This is a genomic window from Microbulbifer maximicatervae (SeqCode) (genome assembly GCF_052467225.1).
Genome location: NZ_CP174303.1, coordinates 4,131,454 through 4,156,124 on the forward strand (window position 1 = coordinate 4,131,454; position 24,671 = coordinate 4,156,124).

General features: G+C 52.0%; 26 protein-coding genes. 6 read left to right on the plus strand and 20 right to left on the minus strand.

Features of this window, described 5'->3' with window-relative positions:
* Positions 1-148: 148 nt before the first annotated feature.
* Positions 149-2,980 carry a response regulator gene (locus ACJJIZ_RS17710; protein WP_444914318.1) on the plus strand — a complete coding sequence of 944 codons (2,832 nt, stop codon included), beginning with the start codon at positions 149-151 and terminating at the stop codon, positions 2,978-2,980.
* Here the strand turns inward: ACJJIZ_RS17710 and acpS are convergent.
* The 8 genes from acpS to ACJJIZ_RS17750 form a co-directional block, all read right to left on the minus strand.
* On the minus strand, positions 2,977-3,363 hold the full coding sequence (gene acpS, locus ACJJIZ_RS17715; protein WP_282931967.1) for a holo-ACP synthase: 387 nt from the start codon (positions 3,361-3,363) through the stop codon (positions 2,977-2,979). The genes ACJJIZ_RS17710 and acpS overlap by 4 nt on opposite strands.
* Positions 3,360-4,112 carry a DNA repair protein RecO gene (gene recO, locus ACJJIZ_RS17720; RefSeq protein WP_444914319.1) on the minus strand — a complete coding sequence of 251 codons (753 nt, stop codon included), beginning with the start codon at positions 4,110-4,112 and terminating at the stop codon, positions 3,360-3,362. The genes acpS and recO overlap by 4 nt, the downstream gene beginning before the upstream one ends.
* 26 nt (positions 4,113-4,138) lie before the next feature.
* Positions 4,139-5,038: a GTPase Era gene (gene era / locus ACJJIZ_RS17725; protein WP_282931965.1), complete on the minus strand. Its 900-nt coding sequence runs from the start codon at positions 5,036-5,038 to the stop codon at positions 4,139-4,141.
* Between the two features lie 123 nt (positions 5,039-5,161).
* Positions 5,162-5,842 carry a ribonuclease III gene (gene rnc, locus ACJJIZ_RS17730; RefSeq protein WP_282931964.1) on the minus strand — a complete coding sequence of 227 codons (681 nt, stop codon included), beginning with the start codon at positions 5,840-5,842 and terminating at the stop codon, positions 5,162-5,164.
* Entirely contained in the window at positions 5,835-6,275 is a 441-nt protein-coding gene (locus ACJJIZ_RS17735) for a DUF4845 domain-containing protein (RefSeq protein ID WP_444914320.1), read from the minus strand. The genes rnc and ACJJIZ_RS17735 overlap by 8 nt, the downstream gene beginning before the upstream one ends.
* 53 nt (positions 6,276-6,328) lie before the next feature.
* Positions 6,329-7,096 carry a signal peptidase I gene (lepB, locus tag ACJJIZ_RS17740; RefSeq protein WP_413662745.1) on the minus strand — a complete coding sequence of 256 codons (768 nt, stop codon included), beginning with the start codon at positions 7,094-7,096 and terminating at the stop codon, positions 6,329-6,331.
* 50 nt (positions 7,097-7,146) lie between these two features.
* A complete protein-coding gene (gene lepA, locus ACJJIZ_RS17745; protein ID WP_413662746.1) occupies positions 7,147-8,952 on the minus strand; it encodes a translation elongation factor 4 in 1,806 nt (601 codons plus the stop codon).
* Between the two features lie 134 nt (positions 8,953-9,086).
* Positions 9,087-10,481 carry a Do family serine endopeptidase gene (locus ACJJIZ_RS17750; RefSeq protein WP_413662747.1) on the minus strand — a complete coding sequence of 465 codons (1,395 nt, stop codon included), beginning with the start codon at positions 10,479-10,481 and terminating at the stop codon, positions 9,087-9,089.
* Positions 10,482-10,652: 171 nt separating this feature from the next.
* On the opposite strand from ACJJIZ_RS17750, the gene mpaA reads away from it, so the two are divergent.
* Entirely contained in the window at positions 10,653-11,357 is a 705-nt protein-coding gene (mpaA, locus tag ACJJIZ_RS17755) for a murein tripeptide amidase MpaA (protein ID WP_444914321.1), read from the plus strand.
* On the opposite strand, the gene ycjG is transcribed toward mpaA, so the two are convergent.
* From ycjG to rpoE, 5 genes are all read right to left on the minus strand, one after another.
* A complete protein-coding gene (ycjG, locus tag ACJJIZ_RS17760; RefSeq protein WP_444914322.1) occupies positions 11,345-12,292 on the minus strand; it encodes an L-Ala-D/L-Glu epimerase in 948 nt (315 codons plus the stop codon). The two genes, mpaA and ycjG, sit on opposite strands and share 13 nt — an antisense overlap.
* Positions 12,293-12,375: 83 nt before the next feature.
* Positions 12,376-12,825 (minus strand): SoxR reducing system RseC family protein, encoded by a 450-nt coding sequence (locus tag ACJJIZ_RS17765; protein ID WP_444914323.1) that lies wholly within the window; start codon positions 12,823-12,825, stop codon positions 12,376-12,378.
* A gap of 12 nt (positions 12,826-12,837) precedes the next feature.
* Entirely contained in the window at positions 12,838-14,061 is a 1,224-nt protein-coding gene (locus tag ACJJIZ_RS17770) for a MucB/RseB family sigma factor regulatory protein (protein ID WP_444914324.1), read from the minus strand.
* Between the two features lies 1 nt (position 14,062).
* The gene (locus ACJJIZ_RS17775; protein ID WP_444914325.1) at positions 14,063-14,767 is read right to left on the minus strand and encodes a sigma-E factor negative regulatory protein; all 705 of its coding nucleotides are present in this window, start codon (positions 14,765-14,767) and stop codon (positions 14,063-14,065) included.
* A gap of 118 nt (positions 14,768-14,885) precedes the next feature.
* Positions 14,886-15,500: an RNA polymerase sigma factor RpoE gene (gene rpoE, locus ACJJIZ_RS17780; protein WP_282931954.1), complete on the minus strand. Its 615-nt coding sequence runs from the start codon at positions 15,498-15,500 to the stop codon at positions 14,886-14,888.
* A gap of 178 nt (positions 15,501-15,678) precedes the next feature.
* On the opposite strand from rpoE, the gene nadB reads away from it, so the two are divergent.
* The gene (nadB, locus tag ACJJIZ_RS17785; RefSeq protein ID WP_413662753.1) at positions 15,679-17,286 is read left to right on the plus strand and encodes an L-aspartate oxidase; all 1,608 of its coding nucleotides are present in this window, start codon (positions 15,679-15,681) and stop codon (positions 17,284-17,286) included.
* Positions 17,287-17,332: 46 nt separating this feature from the next.
* On the opposite strand, the gene ACJJIZ_RS17790 is transcribed toward nadB, so the two are convergent.
* Positions 17,333-17,785 (minus strand): protein YgfX, encoded by a 453-nt coding sequence (locus ACJJIZ_RS17790; RefSeq protein ID WP_413662754.1) that lies wholly within the window; start codon positions 17,783-17,785, stop codon positions 17,333-17,335.
* The gene (locus ACJJIZ_RS17795; protein WP_282931952.1) at positions 17,760-18,005 is read right to left on the minus strand and encodes an FAD assembly factor SdhE; all 246 of its coding nucleotides are present in this window, start codon (positions 18,003-18,005) and stop codon (positions 17,760-17,762) included. Before ACJJIZ_RS17795 ends, ACJJIZ_RS17790 begins: the two co-directional genes overlap by 26 nt.
* Positions 18,006-18,117: 112 nt before the next feature.
* Between ACJJIZ_RS17795 and ygfZ the strand changes: the two genes are divergently transcribed.
* The 3 genes from ygfZ (at position 18,118) to ACJJIZ_RS17810 (ending at position 20,638) form a co-directional block, all read left to right on the plus strand.
* Positions 18,118-19,158: a CAF17-like 4Fe-4S cluster assembly/insertion protein YgfZ gene (gene ygfZ / locus ACJJIZ_RS17800; RefSeq protein ID WP_444914326.1), complete on the plus strand. Its 1,041-nt coding sequence runs from the start codon at positions 18,118-18,120 to the stop codon at positions 19,156-19,158.
* Between the two features lie 196 nt (positions 19,159-19,354).
* Positions 19,355-19,906 carry a hypothetical protein gene (locus tag ACJJIZ_RS17805; protein ID WP_444914327.1) on the plus strand — a complete coding sequence of 184 codons (552 nt, stop codon included), beginning with the start codon at positions 19,355-19,357 and terminating at the stop codon, positions 19,904-19,906.
* Between the two features lie 186 nt (positions 19,907-20,092).
* The gene (locus ACJJIZ_RS17810; RefSeq protein WP_282931949.1) at positions 20,093-20,638 is read left to right on the plus strand and encodes a hypothetical protein; all 546 of its coding nucleotides are present in this window, start codon (positions 20,093-20,095) and stop codon (positions 20,636-20,638) included.
* Positions 20,639-20,797: 159 nt separating this feature from the next.
* On the opposite strand, the gene ACJJIZ_RS17815 is transcribed toward ACJJIZ_RS17810, so the two are convergent.
* From ACJJIZ_RS17815 to ACJJIZ_RS17835, 5 genes are all read right to left on the minus strand, one after another.
* Positions 20,798-21,037, minus strand: coding sequence for a DUF1059 domain-containing protein (locus ACJJIZ_RS17815; protein ID WP_444914328.1), 240 nt, complete (start codon positions 21,035-21,037; stop codon positions 20,798-20,800).
* Between the two features lie 271 nt (positions 21,038-21,308).
* Complete coding sequence (gene ung / locus ACJJIZ_RS17820; RefSeq protein ID WP_282931947.1) at positions 21,309-22,031, minus strand: uracil-DNA glycosylase; 723 nt, start codon at positions 22,029-22,031, stop codon at positions 21,309-21,311.
* A gap of 2 nt (positions 22,032-22,033) precedes the next feature.
* Entirely contained in the window at positions 22,034-22,624 is a 591-nt protein-coding gene (locus tag ACJJIZ_RS17825; protein ID WP_444914329.1) for a uracil-DNA glycosylase family protein, read from the minus strand.
* 13 nt (positions 22,625-22,637) lie between these two features.
* Complete coding sequence (locus tag ACJJIZ_RS17830) at positions 22,638-23,573, minus strand: hypothetical protein (protein WP_444914330.1); 936 nt, start codon at positions 23,571-23,573, stop codon at positions 22,638-22,640.
* Positions 23,574-23,643: 70 nt separating this feature from the next.
* Positions 23,644-24,582 carry a hypothetical protein gene (locus ACJJIZ_RS17835; protein ID WP_444914331.1) on the minus strand — a complete coding sequence of 313 codons (939 nt, stop codon included), beginning with the start codon at positions 24,580-24,582 and terminating at the stop codon, positions 23,644-23,646.
* Between the last annotated feature and the right edge of the window lie 89 nt (positions 24,583-24,671).

Here is a 24,671-nt window from a genome sequence, read left to right on the forward strand (position 1 = left end):
TATCTAATTTTGGCAAAGTGAATCTTTGAGCCTCTAAAACGCGCATATTGTGACAAAAAAGAAGCATTTTCTGATAAGTGAATGAGTGCGCTCAGATGTACATGACGGTAAAATGAGGGAAAAACAATCGTACAAGGCCCCTCTTAACATGGCCCCAGGCAACCCTATTCTCTCAATCGAGGAACCAGAGCAACCTCGATCCTTACGAACCCTGGTATTTCGCCTTACTGTAGCACCCGCACTAATTCTGTCCTTGCTCCTCGCTCTCGTTTTCACCCTGCAGCAAATGCACGATCGTCGCCAATTGCTATTAAGCCACGGTCGAGCCAGCGCCGAACAGCTAGCTGAACTAATTGAGATGAGCGGGGGCCATCCAGCTGAACTTAGAATGGAATGGCTGCGTAAAAGTTTGCTGGCGCTTATGCTGGAAAAAGATATGGTCAGATCTGTTCATGTCTACTCCACCGAACCCAGCCCCAAGCTAACCCTCAACCCCAGCACCGGACTCAGCTTGCTGGCCAGTGTCGGCCCGCGTCCACGCACCCCCATTAGCAGGGACACCCTTAACAAGCGCGAACCCTTTATTTTTGAAGATGATGAGACCCTTCAGGTTTTACAGCCACTGAAAGGCGATATCACCACCTGCTGGATAAGTATTGAGCTACATCGCCCCTATTTCCTGGTGGGAACTTACCAAGTTTTACTCGTAGGCTTGGTGGGGTTGATTCTCTGTACCCTAGCCGCGCTGGCCTGGTCGGTCATCATGTCTGAGCGCTTTGCTCACAGCCTGATTAGAATGGGGCATACTCTGGAGGCGATTGGCAGAGGTGAATTTGATCGACGCACCCATGAAACGGAGAATCGAGAACTCGCTCAACTGGGAAACCAAATTAACGAGATGGCTGAAAACCTGTCCAGTTACCAACAGGAATACAAAGCCAACTTACTCCAGTCTATGGATGACCTGCGCCAATCCCTGGACAGTATGGAAGAACAAAATATTGAGCTGGACTTAGCACGTAAAAGGGCGCAGGAAGCAAGCAGGATTAAATCGACGTTTCTCGCCAATACCAGTCACGAGATTCGCACACCTTTAAATGGCATTATCGGTTTTACCAACCTGTTGTTAAAAACTGGAATTGATGAGCTACAGCAGGATTACCTGCAAACCATTTTACGTTCATCGGAAAACCTGTTGACTACCATCAACGACATCCTGGACTTTTCCCGCATTGAGTCCGGCAATCTGGTCCTTGACCATATCCCTATGGACCTTGGCTTACTACTTGAAGAGACCCTGCAAATACTGGCCCCAAACGCCTATGAGCACCATCTGGAACTGGTGCCCTTGATCGATTCTCAACTCCCTCCCACTTTAATCGGAGACCCGTTACGAATTAAGCAAATACTTACAAACTTGATCGGTAACGCGGTGCGCAGCTCAGCAAATGGCAATATCCCTGTGCGCCTGTCAGTACATAGCATTAATAACTCAGAACTTGTACTCCGTATTTCGGTTACCGGCCTGGGTAACCGTATTGACGAGGCTGGTCGCCGTGAAATTGAGAACATCCTCACCAGCAAGTCCCCACAGCTCACCCAACAAATCAGCGCAAATGGTTTAGGGATGTCTATAGCCCGCAGCCTAGTTGAGAGGATGAGCGGCTGCACAGGTATTGAAGAAACAGCCAATGACGGCAACACCTGTTGGGTGCAAATTTCCCTCCAGGCTGAACGCAATCGAGGCATGTATCCGCGTATTCAATATCCTGGCTGCCGAATTTTACTTGCAGACCCCAACCCAGTTACACGGACCCAGGTAGCCCAGCTACTCAGCCAATGGCAAGTGGAGCCCATAGAACTCGGCGATACCGATACTCTGCAACCGGCAATCGAGCAAATGTGGCGGCACGATGCCTTACCGGATGCGGTTATTATCGATACAGCTACTGCCAAAGGTGACTTTGATAATTTCAGTAGCAAAGTGCAGTCGCTGGTTGATACCTATCAGTGCCGCGTGATCGTACTGGGCCCACCCGCTGAATTGCGTCGCTGCTACGACCAACTGCGCACCCGCACTCTCACTTTCCTTAGCAAACCCGTCACCCGAGACAATTTGCTGCGATCCCTGAAACGAGCAGTACCACAGCAGGGGCAACAACGGGTTAGTGGCGGGGTACAGGCGCTACCGTGGCCCGCACCACCGCGTGTGCTGGCAGTGGATGACCACGCGGCAAACCGCCGACTGGTCGGCGAACTTCTGCGAGCACAAGATGTAGAAGTCGTTATTGCAGCAAGCGGCGAAGAAGCTCTACAGCTCTGGCAGCAGGGAGCTTTCGACCTGGTGTTTATGGATATTCAAATGCCCGAGATGGATGGTATCGAAGCTACACGCCTGATTCGTGAGCAGGAGACCGGCCGCCGTACTCCAATCATTGCCCTTACCGCCCACGCCGGCGCCGAAGAAAAAGCACGCCTGCTGTCTGCGGGACTGGACGACTACTTAAGCAAGCCTGTTAGCGAGGCCCAGCTCTCCCATATGATCAAGCGCTGGCTTAAGATCATCACTCCCCAGGCCGCAGAAAAAGTGAAGATTGAAGAGATGCGCCTGGTAGACATTGGCGAATGCCTGACCCTCGCCAACGGGGATGCCAAGCTGGCCAGGGACATGCTGCGCATGTTGATTGACGGTCTCAGTTCAGATGAGAGAGAGCTGGAAAGGTTGTACAACCTTGGGGATTACAAGGGCATGTTCGAACTCACTCATCGCATGCACGGTGGCTGCTGCTATTGCGGAGTTTCACGTTTGAGAGAATCAACTTGCGTGTTACAAGAGGCATTGCGCACTATCCAAGGCTCCGATGCCCAAGCCTTTGACCAGCGCAAACTCAATGCTGTTCTCAGGGAGATCCGGGCCCTGCGCGAGTGGGCTTCTGAACAGGACTTGGATGCGCTCTTTGGCCTGGAGGTAGTTGCCTAGCAGGATTCAAATACGACGAATGCCAGGGCCGAGTCTTTTTCATCAGACAGGCTGAGGTGGATTCTGTCCACACCAAGTTTTTCGGCCCTCTCCTCAGCTGCGCCCGCCAGCACCACCTGCGGTGCAGCGCCCTTGCGGCGACGGACATCGATGTCTTGCCAGGAAACCCCTTCACCAATCCCAGTGCCCAAGGCCTTGGCTACAGCCTCCTTCGCCGCAAATCGCTTGCACAGATATGCAGCACGGATGGGCTCAGCCATAGCATAAAAGTCCTTCCTCTCCGCACTGTTAAGAACACGCTCAACAAAGCGATCACCAAAGCGCTGCCACGCCACCTCGATACGGTCGTAGTTACAAATATCGGTGCCAATACTAACAATCATTTTTTTCCGTAAACCTGTCGAAAAAGCTCTCTGCTCTGCAAAGGCTTATCCCCCAATACTTTCCTCAACAATAATCGTGTAAGGCGCTTTGCAGGTGCTAAAGCCTCACCTGACCAGCCACCCCCATTCATAGCGCTGTCCATCCCCAATAGTTCGGCACCCGAAAAAAAATACTCTCCCAGGCTCTCATCTTTGGAGCGGTGAACAGGAATTAAACCCCACTCATCATCCAGGCGATAAACCCCATCTTCACTTACAGGGTCTCCTTGCGGGCCGCTAATATTGAGGGACGGGCAGGTACCGAGCTCCAGGAGCAGTTGTAACTCAAAGCGACGAAGCGGACCTTCCAGTTCAGCGTTGTAGAGTCCCTCCAGCTGAGACAGAGATTCCAGCAGGCTCTGATAAGCTGCAAACAGCGTGTAATGCGCCTCGCCCTCGGGAAGGAGCCTTACCATCAGTTCATTGGCATAAAGGCCCGCATAAACCGCTCGGCTCTTGAGCCATAGTGGTACACCAACATTCTCGACTGGACCGAGTGTTTTAAGTGAACCCGCTCCCATCAATGTGACAAGCAACGGGGTGAAGGGCTGCAACGCTTGCTGGCGGCGTTGCTTGTCACGGCGGGCCCCACGGGCGACACAGCCCAGTCGACCGTAATCGGGAGTGAAAAGCTCCAGGATCAAGCTGGAGTCTTTGTAGGGCCGCGAATGGAGGATATACGCGGGTTGAGGCGGTTGAGGCGTTTTCATAGGTTCAGGGGAAATTACCCTGATGATTACTCGTCTCTATAACCGAGACTGCGCAGAGCCCGCTCATCATCAGACCAGCCAGATTTCACCTTCACCCACAAATTGAGCATTATCTTGCTATCAAACAAGCGCTCCATATCTTCTCTAGCCTGGCTGCCAATCTGTTTGATTCGCTCGCCCTTATTTCCAATGATGATACGTTTTTGGCCTGCCCGCTCAACCAAAATAGCAGCGCTGATATGCAAGACCTTACCCTCTTGGGCAAACTCCTCTACCTCCACAGTAACTTGGTAGGGAACCTCGGCACCCAGTTGACGCATAATCTTTTCGCGAACAATTTCTGCTGCGAGAAAGCGCGAGCTGCGGTCAGTCACTTGATCTTCGGGGAAGAAATGCTGCCCCTCAGGCAAGTGCTTTAGAATAACCTCTTCCAGAGTATCCAGATTTACGTTGCGCAAGGCTGATATGGGAACAATTTCAGCTTTTGGATGCTCCTCAGCCAGGGCTTGTAGCTGGGGCAGTAGATCAGCTTTATCCTCGAGCTGATCCACCTTGTTCACGGCGATAATTAATGGGCATTTAATACCTCGCAGCTTATCTGCCACCAACTGGTCTGCCTCACTCCAACGAGTGCGCTCTACAACAAACACCACTACATCCACGTCCCGCGCAGCGCTGGCAGCCGCTCGATTCATATAGCGGTTAATCGCTTTTTCTTGATCGGAGTGCAGACCCGGAGTATCGACAAAAATAATCTGGTTTGGACCTTCGGTTTTAATACCGAGCATATTGTGGCGGGTGGTCTGCGGCTTGCGCGAAGTAATCGCGAGTTTCTGCCCCAGCAGGTGGTTCAACAGTGTGGATTTTCCCACATTGGGGCGGCCGACAATCGCGACATAGCCACAGCGAGAAGGTTGTTCGCTCAAGAAATTTCTCCGAAAGAGTTGGAGGTCTCCGGGAAGCCCCGGAGCCAGAAGCGCCCCCAGTGATACAGGGGGCTATCATTACGATGCGGGAAATGGATCCGGCGCGTCGTTTCTATTGTAAGGTTAGTCCTGCCCGGTGAGGAGCTTATAAGCTTCCACCGCCGCAGTCTTTTCAGCATTACGGCGACTGCTGGCTTCGCCTTTTACGGGCTGTGTAAGGCCACTGACACGGCACTCCACTACAAAATGCTGGGCGTGTTCAGCGCCAGAAACATCTACGACTTTATATTCCGGCAGAGGTTTTTTACGCGCCTGCAGCCACTCCTGCAAGCGGGTTTTGGGATCCTTCACAGTCTCTAATGATAGGCCCTGCAAGCGCAATGCAAACCACTCAAGTACCCGGGCGCGCGCAGCCTCCAAACCGGCATCCAGATAGATGGCCCCAATAAGAGCCTCTACGGCATCGGCCAGAATCGATGCCCGACGAAAGCCGCCACTCTTCATTTCACCTTCACCGAGGCGCAGGCAATCGCCAATTTCCAACTCCCGGGCAAGTTTTGCCAGGGTTTCTCCGCTAACCAATTGTGCCCTCAAGCGGCTCAACTGCCCCTCGCGCCCGTTGGGGAACTGCTCGTAAAGTGCCGCGCCGATAGTGAACCCGAGTATCGAGTCGCCGAGAAACTCCAGGCGCTCATTATTACGACTCCCGTGGGATCGGTGAGTAAGAGCCAACTCAAGCAGCTCGGCTTGATCAAAATCATGGCCGAGGCGCTTGCAAAGGCGTTCCAATAAAAGATCAGTCACGTTTGCGGAATTGCTCCAGATCGATCAGCGCATCACAGCAAAGCTCCGGCTTCGCAGTGTCGAGCTGTTTATTAAACTTCATCACAACATCCACGTTGTATATCAGTGGCTGGCGCAGTTCGTAGTTGATGCTCACCACAGATCCCTTTGCGCCGCGAACTACCTGCACGGATTTAGTGGGTTCTCCGCGCACATTATTAACCTGGAAAAAACGGTTCAGCTCTTTTTTGATTTGACCCGTGGTCATACTTTCCAGATTTGGGTTTTGACCTAGATTTTTTAGCCCTTCGTTAACGTAACGAGCATCTAGGTAGGCCGGTGCCATCTTGGACACACAGGTCAAAGCAAATCCCAACATCGCGATAATCAGCAGCCAACCCCAGTAGCTCATACCGCGCTGCTGCTGCAGTGAAAGGTTGAGTTTACTACCCATAACTATGCCCTCTATCCTTTATACATAACCGGGCTAACGCCCGGCTGGTTTCTTTATTGGATTGAGCCTACACGCTTAAAGCTGGGCAAACTGAGCAATTTGTCCCAGTGCATCCAAATGGCGAAAGCTTTGCCGACGATATCCTTCTCTGGGACAAAGCCCCACTCCCGGCTATCGAGGCTGTTATCGCGGTTATCGCCCATCATAAAATAATGCCCTTCCGGCACTACACCACTAAAGTTACTGTACTGCCGGGGACGGACACTTTTCTGCATCTCATGGCGATAGCCATCGAGATCTTCCCACATGACTTCTGTTTGCGGGTTACTCGGCGGGATAGCCCGAATCAGTTCTTGGCGAGCCATTTCACCGTTGACATAGAGCACATTGTTCTTCAGTTCTATCTTGTCACCGGGTAATCCAATCACCCGCTTGATGTAGTAGGTATCGTTATTGTGGGGCGGAAAGAACACCATGACATCGCCGCGCTTGGGCTCACCCACATCCATTACCTTGGTTCGGGACACTGGCAAGCGCACACCATAGGCATACTTGTTGACCAGAATAAAATCCCCGACTTCCAATGTTGGAATCATTGAACCTGAAGGAATCTGGAAGGGCTCGACAATAAAAGAGCGCAGAACAAATACGATCGCCAGAATCGGGAAGAAAGACTTCGCGTACTCGACAACGATCGGATCTTCTTGCTGGTCCCCGACATTCTTCTTGCGTTGACGGGCGAAAAACAGACTGTCAACTAACCAGATTCCGCCACTAATCACAACCAACCACAGCAGAATCAGAGGTAAATTTATATCCATTACTTTTCTCTACTATCCCTTATTTTTCGTCGTGGCGTAGGGCCGAAACCCTACTGATCCACCTTCAGTACCGCCAGGAATGCCTCCTGCGGCACTTCAACACGGCCCAACTGCTTCATTCTGCGCTTACCCGCTTTCTGCTTCTCCAGCAGCTTCTTCTTACGAGTAACATCACCACCGTAACATTTAGCTGTCACGTTTTTGCGCAGCGCCTTCACCGTGGTTCTCGAAACTACCTGACCACCAATAGCCGCCTGGATCGCCACATCAAACATCTGACGGGGAATCAGCTCTTTCATCTTTTCCGCCATAGCGCGGCCTTTCTGCTGCGCATTATCGCGGTGGACAATCAGCGCCAGAGCATCCACCCGGTCACCATTAATCAGGATATCCAGTCGCACCAACTTGGCCGCTTCAAAGCGGACAAAGCTGTAATCCAAAGAGGCAAAGCCGCGGCTTACGGATTTGAGGCGGTCGAAGAAGTCCATAACCACTTCGCTCATTGGCAGTTCATAGCGCAGGGACACTTGTGAACCTACGTATTGCATGTCTTTTTGAATACCGCGTTTTTCAACACACAAAGTGATGACGTTGCCCAAATACTCCTGAGGTACAAGAATATTCACCTCGGCAATCGGCTCCCTCATCTCTTCGATGGAGCCTACATCGGGTAAGCGCGATGGATTATCTACCATCACTATCTCACCGTCTGACTGCTCAACTTCATAAACCACGGTCGGCGCTGTGGTAATCAGATCCAGGTCGTATTCCCGCTCCAGACGTTCCTGGATAATTTCCATATGCAGCATGCCGAGGAAACCACAACGGAAACCAAAGCCCAGGGCATCGGATGTTTCTGGTTCGTAGAACAGGGAGGCATCGTTCAGCGACAGCTTCTCCAGCGCATCCCGGAAAGCCTCATAATCGTCTGAACTAACCGGGAACAAGCCTGCATAAACCTGGGGCTTAACCTTCTGGAAGCCCGGCAGCATATCAATGTCATCGGCGCCCTTAGCATGGGTCAGCGTATCGCCCACAGGAGCGCCATGAATATCCTTGATCCCTGCCACCACAAAGCCCACTTCACCTGCGCGAAGCACACCGGTTTCGTGGCGCTTGGGTGTAAAGATTCCCACGCTGTCCACAACATGGGCACGACCGATAGATTTGGTGACAATCTTTTCTTTGGTTTTCAGGGTGCCCTGGACAACACGCACCAAGGAAACAACGCCCAGGTAGCTGTCAAACCATGAGTCGATAATCAGCGCCTGTAGAGGAGCATCGACATCGCCTTCCGGCGGTGGTACCAAGCGCACCAGATCTTCCAGTACATCCTCAACACCGAGGCCAGACTTAGCACTGCAACGAGTCGCTTCGGCGGCATCGATACCGATAATATCTTCAATTTCTTCGGCAACCTTTTCAGGGTCTGCCTGGGGCAAGTCCATCTTGTTCAAGACAGGGATAACTTCCAACCCCTGTTCAATGGCTGTATAGCAGTTGGCAACCGACTGGGCCTCAACGCCCTGGGCGGCATCTACCACCAGTAGCGCGCCTTCACAAGCTGCCAGAGAACGGGACACCTCATAGGAGAAATCCACGTGTCCGGGGGTATCAATAAAGTTCAGCTGATAGGTCTTACCATCGCGCGCTTCATAGTCGAGCGTCACACTCTGCGCCTTGATGGTAATCCCACGCTCGCGCTCGAGCTCCATGCTGTCCAGCACCTGTTCAGCCATCTCCCGATCGGAGAGGCCACCACAGTCCTGGATAAAGCGGTCAGCCAGGGTAGATTTCCCGTGGTCGATATGGGCAATAATGGAGAAATTGCGGATATGAGAGAGATCTGTGGCCACTGCGGAATAAAAACCCTTGCAAAATCAAATGATTAGCTGGCTATAGTGCCAACTGTGTGGCGCAAGTCTAACAGAACTCATGGACAGAGGTGAGAGCTAGGTGGCCCAATGGGCCACCAATCGCTGGAAAGCGGCTAGCTTTCGATCTTAATTGTACGGAAAGTGGACTGCCCGGCCCGGAAGAAGCGAATCGGCAATAGCTCATCCTCCGGCAGATCCTTGACGACAGTTTTGTAGTCACTAATGTCGCCAACTTCTTCAAAACCAAGTTGCGCGATGATATCGCCACTGCGCAAACCTGCTTTGGCACCGGGCTTGCCTGGAATCACTTGTTTCACCAGCACCCCAGTTTCCACATTCCAGCGCTGCTTCAGGATATCGGGAATTTCCTCAACCACGACACCCAGGCGCCCACCCACTCCAGAGCTGGGATTGGCTGCCACTTGCCTCGCTTCATCTTCAGAACCCGGCAGGGTGCCGACAGTAACACTCAGACGCTCGGGTTTACGATTGCGGATCAACTCCACCTGGGCCTGTGTACCCGGTCGAATCTGCCCTACAACGTGCGGCAGGTCGCCAAAAACCCCTATCTTCTGACCATGGAATCGCAAAATGATATCACCGGGCATAATTCCCGCTTGAGCTGCGGGCGACCCAGGACTCACCTGATCGATCAGGGCGCCGGCGGGCTTACCAAGGCCCATGGCTTCCGCCATATTGCGGTCGACATTACTGATTCCTACTCCGAGCCATCCTCGATCCACCCGCCCTTTTTCCTTTAACTGGGCAACCACATCCTGGGCAAGGCTTGCGGGAATAGCGAAAGAGAGTCCGATAGAACCGCCACTGCGGGTATAGATCTGAGAGTTGATACCCACTACTTCGCCATCCAGGTTAAACAGCGGGCCTCCGGAATTTCCGGGGTTAATTGCGACATCTGTCTGGATAAAAGGAACGTAATTCTCGCGGCTCTCATTGGGGATACTGCGCCCCATCGCACTGACGATCCCGGCGCTTGCGGAGTAGTCCAAGCCGAAGGGAGAGCCAATAGCGACAACCCATTCTCCCACCTGCAGTTCTTCGGAATCCCCCCAGCGTACTGACGACAGGTCTTCCGCGTCGATCTTTAACAGGGCCAGGTCGGAGCGCACATCCTTGCCAATAACCTGCGCCTCGTACTCGCGACGATCAGTCAATGTAACGGTTACCTGGTCTGCACCATCGACCACGTGATTATTGGTTACGATATAACCGTCTTCAGAGATGATAAAGCCGGACCCCATACTCGCTACCGGGCGCTGCTGGCGCTGGCGCGGCTCGAAAAGGTGGCGGAAGATATCGGGAATTTCCTGTTGAAGCTGCGGCTGGCTACTGCGACTAGTGCGGTTGCGATCAACCGTGTTGATTTTGACGACTGCCGGAGAGTTATCTTCGATTAACTCCGTAAGTTCGGGTAGTCCACGGGCACTGGCAGCCCCGGAAACCAACAGACAAAGAACCAGTAGATATTGTGTACAACGTTTAACCATAGGTTTGTTACCCCTAGTGATCCCTTCTAATATGAAACCATTGGATTTTCGAGTCCTTTCAAGGGCGAGCCTTGGCTTGTCCAGCCCCTTAGGGACTCTCAGTAACGACTTAGTGGCGATCTAGTCACCAAAGTTCTACAACAGACTGTAAAACTGTGTAAAGAGTTAACGATGTCCGAAATGCGCCCGCGCCCAGAACGCGGTCAGTTTCACCTGCCCACCGAGCTCTACGGCCAAAGTGTTTTGGGCGCCCCCCTACTCTATTTTCCCGCGCAAACCGGCACCCACCACGGCCTCATAATGGCCGGCACCCACGGTGATGAAGTCGCCGCAGTCGTCGCTCTATCCTGCGCATTGCGGGCCCTCGCCACCAATTCATTGAGACATCACGTAATCCTCGCTGTCAATCCGGATGGCTGCCAGCTGGGCACCAGGGCCAATGCACGCGGCGTAGATCTCAACCGCAACTTTGCCACTGCAAATTGGGATGGCAGTGGCAATGTCTACCGGTGGAATAGTGCTGCGGAAAAACGCGATGTTAGGTTAAGTACAGGTGATAGCGCCGCCTCTGAACCCGAGACCTCTGCACTTTGCCAGCTGTTTGCAAAGCTGGGACCGACCTGGACCGTTTCCATTCACGAGCCCCTTGCCTGTGTCGAGGACCCCAGCAACAGCCCTCTGGGAATGCAGCTTGCCAGCGATTTTAAGCTCCCTCTGGTTGGGGATGTGGGTTACCAGACCCCAGGATCATTCGGCACCTGGTGCGCAGAACAAACACGGCCCTGTATTACCCTTGAATTCCCCCCAATATCAGCTGATGCGGCAAGTGAAGACTACCTGCAAGCACTAATTGATCTGCTGACTTACGACCAATAAACTCTTCCTGCCTCGAAACGCAGAGGGGACTCCACATCGCGGGCCAGCCAAGTGGGCCCATCCAGGTCCAGAAAGCTCGCTCGACTTCCCAAGGGCCAGGCTGCGCGGATAGCCCGAGAGGTACAAAGCATACATCCCAGCATAATTTCCAGGCCGAGTTCAGTCGCCTCATCTGCCAGTGCCAGGGCCTCGGTAATCCCGCCAGTTTTGTCCAACTTGATATTGATCATCTCATAGCGTTTGAGCAACTTCGGCAGGTCTTCCCGAGTATGGCAACTCTCGTCCGCACAAATCGTCAGCGGGTGTTCAAAGTTCTCCAAAAATTCATCTTCACTCGCAGGAAGTGGCTGCTCAAGCATCGCCACCCCCAGCTCGCTTAAATCATGACATCTCTGTAACAAGGTCTCTTTTCGCCATGCCTCATTGGCATCAATCACCAACCTGGCATCCGGTGCTGCAGAGCGTACTGCCGACACCCTTTCTTGCACATGTTGGTCATCAAGTTTCAACTTGAGAACATCAGCTCCCGCCGTCACAGCAATTTTCGCAGCACTTGCCATTGCCTCGGGACTATCAACAACTAATGTCTGTACGGTAGGGAGAAAATCCGGAGCCGGATGTAGACGCCTCGCTTTTTTAGCCTCCCAATCTGCCAGCGCACAATCCAGTGCATTTCGCGCCGCTCCGGCAGGCATACGCAGCTGTAATTGCTCTCGGGTCAACCCATCACTCACTTCTTTGAGCATCGGCTGCAGCTGGTGCAAAACAGAGGCAGCACTTTCTCCATAGCGAGCATAAGGCGTGCACTCACCGACGCCAGAGACTTCACCATCACTAAGCTCCACCACCACAACCTGAGCCTCAGTGCGCGCGCCACGAGAGATGACAAATGCAGTGCGTAGAGGCCAGCGCTCATCAAAACAGCGAGCCCTCATTGACAGAGCCTCCAGGCGATAAAAGGAACTCTCAGTTTAGGTCAGGGAGACGAGGGCTAGCTGGCGAAGGCGGAGGCGGCGGACTATTTCTTTTGGGAGGGCTCAATCTGCAGAAGTACAGGGGTGTAGGTGGGGTTTTGCGACTGGGACCGACTGTACCAGCGAACGCCCAAAGCACCGAAGACCAGACCGATCAAGGCCCCGATTACAGCACCGGGCTCAGCGAAGAGCGAATCCCCAATCAGTGCAACTAGCACCAGGGACATCAAGGGGACGAGGTAAACCAGCAAGGCACTACTGGTCAGGGCATTCTCGGTAATACCAATTACTGCCACATCATCGAGGTGGATTTTATCAGCAGAAAAACCGTTGAGAGCTACTTTAACGCGGGTCGAAGAAGAAAACAGATCGCCCAGCAATCCAGTCCCACAGCTGGACTTGGTAGAACAGCCATTACAGGCGCTACTCTGGGCGGTCTCCACCCAGATAGCATCGGACTCTATGGCCACCACCCGACCACGCTCTTGAAGCACCTATATGCTCACTTAGCTCTTTGCGGTAATTGAGCTGGCGACACGGCGCGCTGTAGTTTCGGGGATTTCACCCACCACTGTTACAGTGTAAGCAACACCTTCAATTTCCAGACGGTCCATATAGGCTGTTGTGGCTCCGCGGATTGCGCGGCCTTTAAAACCCTCAAGTTCTGGACCGAGGCGCTGGACAAATACAGAGAACACTCCCAGCCCGTCGCTAAACACCATCATATCGCCATCAGATAAGGGCTTGACGGACACTACCCGGAAACCATCGGGCAACCAGCCCACCTGCCAGCGGCTCTGTGAAGCCGTACACTCATTCCGATTATCGATGCGCCGGGCATTATTGGAGACCGCCTGTAGTGCGGCATCCTCTACAGGGGAGAGATCCAGTTGTACAAACTGGTAACGCTCCAGTACGCGGCCCTGGGTGCTAACCAGCATGGTCTTCAACGGCAGCCCAGTCTGTTTATCGAGACTCACTACCAAGCCCAGGCGATAGCGATCCCTAGGTCGCGCCTCAATCACAACAGCATCGCGATCCGCGATTCGCTCCTCACCCCGCAAGATAAATTGGTAGGCGCGCTGAGCCTGTTGTTGGCCCGCCGAGTTCCATGCTGTAGCACGATTTCTTGGCGAAGCACTGACATCGCAATTTCCGGCACTGCCGTGGCTGATCAACTCTCTGGGCTCACCACTGAGGTAGCGCACGCGCTCTACCTGCTCACCTTCTCGAACCGCGTGAACCACTTGCAAGGTCTCCAGGAGGCCCGCATGCTCAAAGGTCACCAGACCACTGTATTCAAGCTCAGTTACTGCCTTTGCCAACTTGGCTAGCCAATGCTCAACCTCGTTATTACTCACCACACCCGGGCTTACCATGCCGCTCTGCGCTGCAGGGTTGAGGTTAACTACGCCAGATGTCACCGCCTCTTGCGCCGGCACGCCGCCAACAGCACTTTCTGGAGTTGCAGTTGCTGGAACGGCCGGTACCGCAGCGGGACTTTCCACCTCTCCCGAGCCCCCGTCCGTCATAGCAACTTCCACAACAGCCGGGGCTGCTGCGGGAGCAGTACTCATATCGAGATTGATAGTGGTGGGGGCACTGGGCTCTACGCCAGCGTCAACCTGGGCAAATGACATGGGTGCCAATAACGAGGAGGCCAACAGTAGACCGTTGGCCTTGAGAATCCCACTGAGGATTCGGCGCCCCCTGGTTTCGACTTTCGTCACACTACATTCCAACTTGTTCGCCGTAAGTGGCGCGAGCAAAAGGCACCATGCCCTGACTGCCCACATGAGCGGCTTGTTCTGAGTGCTGAATCATTACGCGATTCAGGTGGCGCATCAACTCGGGGGTTGGTGCCTGCTGTATTACAGCCTGCCCCACAACACCTGTGCGCTGCTCGGGTACAAAGCGGGGAGCCGCAGTGCTCACAGAGCGCGTAGAGGGAGCGGGCACATAAAAACCGGAAGGCTGCGGAGCAGACTGAACCACTGGTTGGGCTTCACGCTCAACCGATGCTACTGGCTGGCTCCCCCCCTGGATGGTGTTCTGCGGAGAATCTGTCATTTGCTGCACACCCAAAATGGCAGCAAAAGCCACCGTCGCAGCAACAGCACCACGGGACAGCGGACGCCACCAGCGATTGTTGACCAAATTGCCAGTAACCGCAGCCCCCCCATTGCCGTTTTGCGACAGAGGCTCTTCCTCATCGATGGCGGCAGAAATACTCGCTGCAAGGCCGATGTCGACCGGCGCGACCTGTTCGCGGCGCATAACACTCGCCGCAAGTTGGTAACGCGACCAGCGCTCACCGAACTCTTCAGAGGCCGCGCTGGCCTTCAGAAGCCGTTGCAGCTCCAGTTCGCTGACTTCGCCATCCATGAGCGCCGAGAGCGACTCGTTAAGACGTTCCTGATGATTCCCGTGGGACATAGGGGTTAACCCTCTTGTGCAATCATTTATTCGGTGCCCACAAGCACCATATTTGGTTACATGTTATGACCGGAGTCTGAGCGGTTGGTTTCCCCGACTGGGAAAATTTTCCGCAATTTTAACCCCTGTCACCCAGTGTTTCCGGCTCGCCGGCCATCACGGCCTGGACTGTCCGGTCTATCGCCTCCCGTGCGCGAAATATTCTAGAGCGCACAGTTCCCACCGGGCATCCCATAACCTCGGCGATTTCCTCGTAGCTCAGTCCCTCAAGCTCTCTCAGCGTTACCGCTGAGCGCAGATCCTCTGGCAGTGCGCGAATAGCGCGATGCACCGCCGCTTCCAGCTGGTCGCGAAACATCTGACTTTCAGGTGTCTCGTTGTCACGCAGCAGGTCAGCACCCGAGTAAAACTCAGCATCTTCCAGTTCAACATCGGAAGATGGCGGCCGACGACTGCGGGAAACCAGGTGATTCTTGGCGGTATTGATCGCAATCCGATACATCCAGGTGTAAAAAGCACTCTCGCCGCGAAAATTGGCAAGAGCACGATAAGCCTTAATAAAAGCTTCTTGGGTTACATCCTGTACTTCACTGTGGTCCTTAATGAACCGACTCACTACAGCAACAATTTTGTGCTGGTACTTGAGTACAAGAAGGTCAAAAGCGCGTTTGTCCCCTTTTTGTACCCGTTCTACCAGCTCACGGTCACTCGTTGACGCCTGATGCGCTGTCATCCCCAACTCCCATATCCAGCCACACTGCGGGCGCCACAAAATTTGACTGCGGGGCCACCGGCGCAGGCGTTTCTTTTACTGTGTTGATGACAATGACAATAGGACATAAGTTCCACGTCAAATCGACGAATAATCAGGAGGCGCTATACTACGCGACCCTTAAACATAATTGAAATCTATGAATGCCCAGGCAAACTACGACGTTCTCGTAATTGGAAGCGGTGCAGCAGGCCTTACACTGGCCCTGCATCTCGCCTCCCAGTATCGCGTGGCCCTGCTCTCCAAACAGAGATTGCAAGATGGCTCTACCTGGTTCGCCCAGGGAGGCATCGCTGCAGTGCTGGATGAGATGGATTCGGTTGAGTCGCATATTGCAGACACATTAGACGCGGGTGCAGGACTCTGCCACCCCGCTTCAGTGCGCTTTACCGTAGAGGAGAGCACTGCTGCGATCAGCTGGTTAATCGATCAAGGTGTGGACTTCACCCGCGAGGAGCAGGGCTACCACCTCACTAAAGAGGGGGGGCACAGTCACAGGCGCATTATTCATAGCGCTGATGCCACCGGCCAAGCGGTACACAGCACCCTGATCACCAAGGTGCTAAACAGCCCCAATATCGATTGTTTCGAACACCACGTTGCCATCGATCTAATTCGCCAGCCGGATCCAGATAAAGGCCGATTTCGCTGTGCCGGCGCCTACGTACTCAACAAGAGCAACGATGAGGTCGAGCTGATCCAGGCTAAAGCCGTCGTCCTGGCCACCGGGGGGGCCAGCAAGGCCTACCTTTATACCAGCAACCCGGACGGCGCCAGCGGCGATGGAATCGCAATGGCTTGGCGCGCCGGGTGCCGTGTGGCCAATATGGAGTTCAATCAATTTCACCCCACTTGCCTTTACCATCCCAAGGCCAAAGCCCTGCTGGTAACAGAGGCTTTACGCGGTGAAGGCGCTGTACTCAAGCTTCCCGACGGCAGCCGGTTTATGGACCGCTTCGACAAGCGAGGAGAGTTGGCGCCACGGGATATCGTCGCCCGCGCTATCGACCACGAAATGAAGCGGCTGGGGGCAGATTGCCTCTATCTGGACATTTCCCACAAAGATCCTCAGTTTGTACGCGATCACTTCCCAACGGTTTATAACAATTGCCTTCGATATGGCATTGATATCACCCGAGAGCCTATTCCAGTGGTACCTGCAGCTCACTATACCTGTGGCGGCATTATGGTCGATCGCCATGGGCGTACAGATCTGGACCAGCTCTACGCCATTGGCGAAACGACATTTACCGGCTTACACGGCGCCAACCGCCTTGCCAGTAACTCGCTGTTAGAGTGTCTGGTTTACGCTCGCTCAGCAGCCCTGCATATCGATGAGCACCTGGGTATGGTACAGGCGCCCCGCCCATCTCCTGACTGGGATGCATCGCGAGTCACCGATTCCGATGAAGATGTAGTGATTTCCCATAACTGGGATGAGCTGCGCCGGTTCATGTGGGACTACGTAGGCATTGTGCGCACCCGCAAGCGACTCTTGCGCGCACAACACCGAGTCACATTGCTGCAGAAAGAAATTCGCGAGTTCTACGCCAATTACCGCATCAGCAGTGACCTGGTTGAACTGCGCAATCTCTCCCTGGTATCGGAATTGATTATTCGTTCGGCCCTGGATCGCCGCGAGAGCCGGGGGCTGCACTACTCCCTCGACTACCCCCAACTGCGTGAACTTGCTATGGACACGATTTTGGTGCCAGAGAACTTTGCCGGCCAACGCCAATTTATTTAACCGACCAATTTTTAGTCAACTGGGCCCGCCACGGCAACCCAGCTAACTAGCGGGAATAGCGCAGTGCCACTTGTAGCCTACGCCAATCCTGCGGCGCCAGCATATCCTTGGCCAACACCAAACGGAGCCGGCGCCCAGCCCTGTCTCGACCATTTATCACCACCAACCAAGACCACAACACCAGCTCATTTACAAACTGGAATTCGCGACGATCTGCGCCATCAGGGTGCCAAAACCACCTTCGCTCGCGGGTCGATAAATGGCCGCTCACAGTTTTCACCCGGCGCCACTCTATCCCGGCGTAAACCATAACAAAAAGGCTCGCCAGCCCTGATAACACTAAAGGCAGGTTACACAACCAGACCAGTAAGATCGCCAGGAAGGTGATCAGCAAAAGGAGCAAATGCAAAAGAAAGGAAGGCGCAACGACGCAACTTAAGCGGGCGCTGCGCTCATAAAGCGGGGGTGTCGAGCTATTCCTGGAGTCCGGTGTTGTCACGGATGATTTGCACTATACGCTTCAAGTCCGGGTCAGCCGGGTCTTCTCGACGCAAGAACCAGGCGAACAGATCCTGATCCTGCTCATCAAGCAGGCGGATATAGCGCTGCTGATCCTCTGGCTCCAGGGTCTCGTAAACATTATCCAGAAACGGCAGCAAAACCAGATCCAATTCCAACATGCCACGGCGACTGGCCCAAAACAGGCGGTTGCGATCCATACTTCTTTCCAACCAGATAAAAAGCGCAGTATACCCCCTGCCCCACCAAACTTGAAAAGGGCGCGAAGGACCCCCAAATTATGCCCCGAATACAAATGCAGGTGGCAGGATTATGGATCAGCAACAGTGGCAGGATTTTCTCAGCAACGAGGGCGCCATTTGGGAGGGCAGCAAAGCTCACTTCCCTCTCACTAGTCGCGAAGACCCTCAGAGTTTGCACCTGCTGGACCTGGGCCCAATCGGAGCTATTTCCATTACCGGACCCGACAGCCAGAAGTTCTTACAGGGGCAGCTCACCTGTGACTTGATCAACCTTCCCGATGAACACAGTACCCTGGGAGCTCACTGCAATCCTAAGGGGCGTATGATCAGTGCTTTTAGTGCACTGAAACTTTCACAAAGTGAGTTCATCTTCCGGTTGCCCAAGGATTTGGCCCCCATCGCCCAGCAAGCGCTGGCCAAGTACGCCGTCTTTTTCAAGACAGAGCTGCACGACATCAGTGATGAAACCCACTGGTTAGGCCTGCAGGGGCGCGATGTGGCAGAGCGCACCTCCAAACTGCTGGGCTTCGAGCAACCCTCAGTCGGCGAGGTGAAGCTATTTGACTTCGAAGGAGAGCGCTGCATTGCCCAATGTATTACCGACCTGCAGCTAGCCATCCTGGTACCCACCAGCAAGGTCCAGCAACTGTGGCAAAAGCTATCACCAGAGTGTGAAGCTACCGGCTATGACTGCTGGCAAATGCGCCAAATTGAAGCCGGTATCCCTCAGGTGGACGCCGCCACGACAGAGATGTTTATCCCGCAGATGACCAACCTGCACCTGCTCGGTGGCGTGAGCTTTAAAAAAGGCTGCTATACCGGCCAGGAAGTAATTGCCCGGATGCAATTCCGCGGCGCTGCCAAACGTCGCCTTTACCGGGCCAGCTGCGCTTCGGGGGATCTCCCTGAATCGGGCATGGAGATATTTGGAGATGGAAAGCAAAGTATTGGTAATCTGGTGGAAGCCTGCCATAGCAAAGAAGGCATTCAGCTACTCGCCGTACTCACCATATCCAAAGTGGCCGCAGGTGAAACCTTACACCTGAAAGATGGCCGCACTTTGGATATCGGAGAACTTCCCTACGATGCAGACGCCGATCCGCTAGCCTAAACCGGAAAAGTACTTTTAATCAAAAAGGCGGCTTTTTAGTCGCCTTTTTTGTTTATGATTTAACAACCAGAAAAAACCTCTGGAAAGTAAAAAGGTTTGCACCAATCAAAACGCAGCTTACTACCGCTACTATATTTATGGATATTTCCCTGGGCTTCAAAATTTCAGCTAAATAAAGCAGTAGAGGGAGGCAATATTGAAAGAGTTAGACCAACTAATTGTCGTTCTTGAATGCTGCATTATTCTGGCAGGCTTTGCTGCAATAGTTGGCACACTCCAACCCAGAAAAGGCAGAAATCTTGGCAAAGGAAGAATTGTATCCCTCGCGATGATTATTTATATCAGTTTGATCAACGCATTACTGGCTGCCTTCACCCTGACTCTATCCAATTTTGATCTCGCTGATCGCACCCTGTGGTCAGTAAGCAGTTTTGCCATGAGTGTGGCTACGTCGTTTTCTATCGGCTACCTATGGATAAAGAAACGACTCAAATCTGTTTCAATTGTTGCCAAGGTTACCTATTTCCTTCTTTTCGGCATTGCCGGCTCAGTAGTTATTATCAATATCATGAATACGCTAGGGATCGTTTTCAACAGGGAGTATGGACCGTATTTTTTATCCTTTGTTTGCAACCTATTTGTCGTCGGTTATGCATTTTCAAGACTGCTTATGCGCCCATTATGGGTAGCTGTTAAAGAAAATGAACTAGGCCGAACCGACAAGGAGAAAACGGCGGCGTCCGGCTGATTTTCAGCTAAAAGTGTGGCGTCAACCATTGGACACCTACACCTAACAACAATTATTAACCATATAGCAAGCGGGTTAAAATAAAGCTAATTGTGAGACGGGAAACAACTTACCAGCTCTCCATTTCACTCATATACTGTTATCAGCTTTCCTATTTAACCTTTCTGCTTGGGACAATAGCGGAAGATGGAAAAACTGTCGGTACAAATCGATCAATTACTTGTCATTATTGAAATATCCATAGTGCTGGCAGGGTTTGCGGCAATGGTTGCCACATTTCAATCAAGGAGAATAGAGAGTATCTCTAGGGGTCATGTGGTGTCCCTGGCCATGATTGTCTATATCAGCCTATTCAGCGCACTGCTCGCCGCCTTTTCTTTGGCACTTTTGAACTTCCGTATCGATGCTGGCTATGTTTGGTCTACAAGCAGCTCCTTGATGGGAATAGCCACCACAGGCTTTATTGTCTATCTGTGGAAAAAAAGACACTTCAAATTTGTGTCTATTGTAATGAAAGTTACCTACTATGGGCTTTTCAGTATCGCTTCATCGGTAGTTATCGTCAGCACCCTCAACGCTACTGGCATATTTTTCGAAAGAGAGTTTGGCCCTTATTTTTTAGCCTATATCTGTAACTTATTTTTTGTCGGCTTCGCGTTTGCCCGGTTGTTAATGCGGCCTCTTTGGAAGGCCGTTGAAACCAAAAAGAAACACCCTGTGAAGGGCCGCTAATCCAAAACAGAAAAGATTATTGAGCAATTAATATATCACCACTCAACTGAAAATACTTCCTGATTTACTCAAGCCCTATATTCACAGTCAATTCCAACACGATTTTAGCGCCATTTGTTTTACGCTCAAATGATTTTTACCTATAAATACTAATTTTCTCTATTTACAATCCGGGAGAGCTGAAAACTCTTCTTTTTTTGACTCGTACCACTTCTGCATGGATTCAGGATCCTTCATCAGTTCCTGCATTTTCTTCATAGCCAGTAAGTGTTGGGCATCATTTTTACGATACATCTCGATTCCGTGCATCTTACTGAGTTCCGCTACCTCTTCAAAACTATCCCCGTGAAACCCCACATCGCAGGCACCTCCCAACTCCTTACAAGTCATCATTTTCATAGCAATATCACCTTAGATTTCATAAGTTATATTTTATCTGACAGATAAATAACTTCAAAAGAGCCCAAAATAGATAATAGCTCTGATTGGCTTTCAAGCCTTAAAGACTCCCATCACAAAACACTGCCGAAGCAGAGAGTTGACGCATATAACCACTAAAAAATAGAAAGATTTTTTATCCGGAAGCCAAAAGAAGGATAACAGAAATAGAATTTTTGGCTCTCTGGATAAATACAAACCCGGATAGATAATACCTATCCGGGTCAAGCCACTAAATCTCCACAGCAATCCGCTTCAATTGACCCGCCTCTGGCAAAGCCCACTCAATAGGCTTTTCTCCACGCTGTTGCAACCAGTGATTTGCCTGGGAAAAAGGACGGGTTCCAAAGAAACCCCGGTGCGCAGATAGAGGAGAGGGATGTGGAGCACGCAACACTAAATGCTTATTGCGGTCGATAAAACCTCCCTTCTTTTGGGCATAACTCCCCCAAAGAACAAAGACTAACCCTTCACGCTGTTCCGCTAGCTTGTGAATCGCCGCATCCGTAAATTGCTCCCAACCCTGCCCTTGGTGGGCGCCGGCCTTGCTGTCCTCAACAGTAAGGGTGGCATTTAGCAAAAGCACGCCCTGCTCTGCCCATGGTTGCAGGCAACCGTGGTGTGCAGGAGGAATACCCATATCGGAGTGCAACTCTTTATAAATATTTTGCAGCGACGGGGGAATGCGTACTCCGGGCATCACAGAAAAGCACAGACCATGGGCTTGGCCAACGCCATGGTATGGATCCTGCCCCAGGATAACAACTTTTACCTGATCAAAAGGTGTGGAGTTAAATGCATTAAAGATCTGGCCACCGGCTGGGTAGATCTTCTTGCCGGCAGCCTTCTCCCCCTTTAAAAACTGACGCAATTGGGCCATATAGGGTTGGTCAAACTCCCCGCCCAAAACATCGTACCAAGAGGGGTGGATCTTTATTTTGTCCGGAACCGGCATTCTTAAACCTTCAATATCTTTTTAACATAGTGTTGTAACTCGGGCACAACTTCCTCCTCAAACCAGGGCCTGCGACGCAACCACAGGGTATTGCGCGGGCTGGGATGCGGCAAGGGAAAGTACCCCGCTGGCAGAGCATCGCGGTAATGGCGAACATTCTCGGTAATACTGCCATACCAGTGAGGGAGGTAATGACGCTGGGCGTATTGTCCCACCAACAGCGACAGTTGCAAGTTGGGTAGTTGTGCCATTAGGCGCTGGTGCCAGGTGGCGGCACACTCGGGTCGCGGCGGCAGGTCACCGCCCTTGCCGCGACCGGGGTAACAGAAACCCATGGGAATAATGGCAATCTGGGATTCGTCGTAAAAGGTGTCCCGGTCAATCGCCAGCCAATCTCGCAGGCGATCTCCTGAGGGATCATTCCAGGGAATACTGGTAGCGTGGACCTTGGTGCCCGGGGCTTGGCCGACGATCAATAGGCGTGCTGACGCTGCAGCCCTCAAGACTGGATTCGGCCCTAGAGGAAGCTGTTCTTCACAGAGGCGACAAGCCCGTATTTCCTCCAGCAGTGCCGGTAACTTCTCAACTACCACCTACTATATGTCCCTATTGTTTACCGTCGGGGAAAGCCAAATGTAACAACCGCGCGCGGCGATCCTGAGGATCACGGGCTCGACTAATATTATTGTTATTGAAAACCACAAATACCCCCTGGTTATTTACAGCAACTCCAGACCCCATTCCCCCCAATCGCGACACTTCATAGGCGTGCTCTGGGGATTCTTCAATCTCACGGTAAACCAAGCACCATTCAGCTTGCAAGCTCGGAAGAGCTCTCCTACATACCGCATGTGCGTTGCTTTCAAGAGTAAAAAGAGCGCCGTCATGATAATCAAGCCCCCTTAAATTTTCAGGATGTCCTCGAAAATCCAAGTCAGCAACTGAGGGCAGTGAAAAAATTTGAAACTCTCCATTAGTCCCTATTTTTAATAGGCCTCTAGGCTCCCGCTCCATCGCAATCCATAAGCTGCTTCCAACCTCTACAATCCCCTCTCCACCATTATTGTATTTTAGGTTATAACCCATGTGTCTTAACACGGCTGACCACTTATCATGTAACCAGGTTGACCTACCACCCTCTTCAACATGTGCCACTCGATGATAACGCTCGCTTAACACAAAGGTACCATTATCTCTGCAGCAAACCCCACCAAAGCGCATTGCAGACTTGGGTCGAAGGAGATCCATAACGAAGTGAGAAACGTTGTTGGTTTCTCCTCTCCTGGGAGGAGGTAAACTACTAAAATTCAGATGACTTTCTAATGTCGCGCCCTGATCATATAAATTGATTCTATATATTTTTTCTGATTCTTTAGGAGATATCGTTATTAACTGGTCACAAAAAGTTAAACCAGAAAGGCCCACCCCTGAACTGTTATCTATCCAATAGCTTGCTATACTCTTGGCGGGAAATATATCCGCAGTAATTCCCTTGGTGGGAATAAGTGCAAGAATAATTACAATGAAAAATAACTTAATCACACTATCTCCCTCTAGCCACAAAAAATAATTGAGGAGTTTTAATTTTTATAAAGGCAATTTTTCTTGTAATTTAGTCCGTTTTTTCAGGCAAGGCCAAATGTAGGAAAAGTGCTCTGCGATCCTGAGGGTCGTGAATACGGCTGATATTATCATTGTCAAACACAATAAAAACGCCCCGCTCTCCAATAGCCAAACCATCTCCCTTGCCACCGGTCCGCGATACCTCGTAGCCGAGTTCAGAGGAGTTTTCATGTTCCCAGTAATCCAGGCACCACTCAGCTTTCAAGCTGGGTAATTCCCTGCGGCAAACTGCATAGGCATTAGGTTCCAGGGTCCACAAAGCCCCATCATAGTAATAGAGGCCTGCCATATTTTCCGACTCATCACGAAAATCCAGCCCTTTTACTGGCGGCGGTGTAACAATCTGTACACTTCCCTTGGGGCCGAGTTTTACCAGGGCACGGGGATCCCGCTCTATAGCCATCCAAAAGTCATCGCCCACCTTCTGTAGCCCTACACCGGAGAGATTGTACCCGTGCATATAGCCTTGGGCTTTAGCCGTGGCCGACCACATATTTTCTAACCAATGCCCCTTTCCCTCCATATTTATTTCGGCTATGCGGTTGTAACGTTCACTCAACAAATAGAATTTATCATCGGCACAGGTGATGGCTTCAAAATCCATCGCTGCGGCTGGGCGAGTAAGATCCAGTAGGAAATGCCATAAATTGGTCGGCCTATCTTTTTTCGGAACCCGGAGCCCAGCCAGCTTGATATAGGGCTCCAGGGTTGCACTCCTGTCTCCTAACACTATCTGATAGATCTCCCTGGATTGCTTATCCGACACCGTAACCATTTTTCCATCGCAAAAACTCAATCCAGATATACTTAACCCGGCACTATCATCCACCCAGTAATGAGCTATTTTTTTTGCGGGAATAATTTCAGCTGCCAGCCCCATAGATGATAAGAGCGCACATACGATAGTTAAAAAAATACGCTTAATCACGATCCTTCCAATTTATCGCCAAAGTGATTTAAGAACCGGGAGATTCCCTGCGGCCAACGGACACTACCAAGCTGTAAGGTCCCAATAGC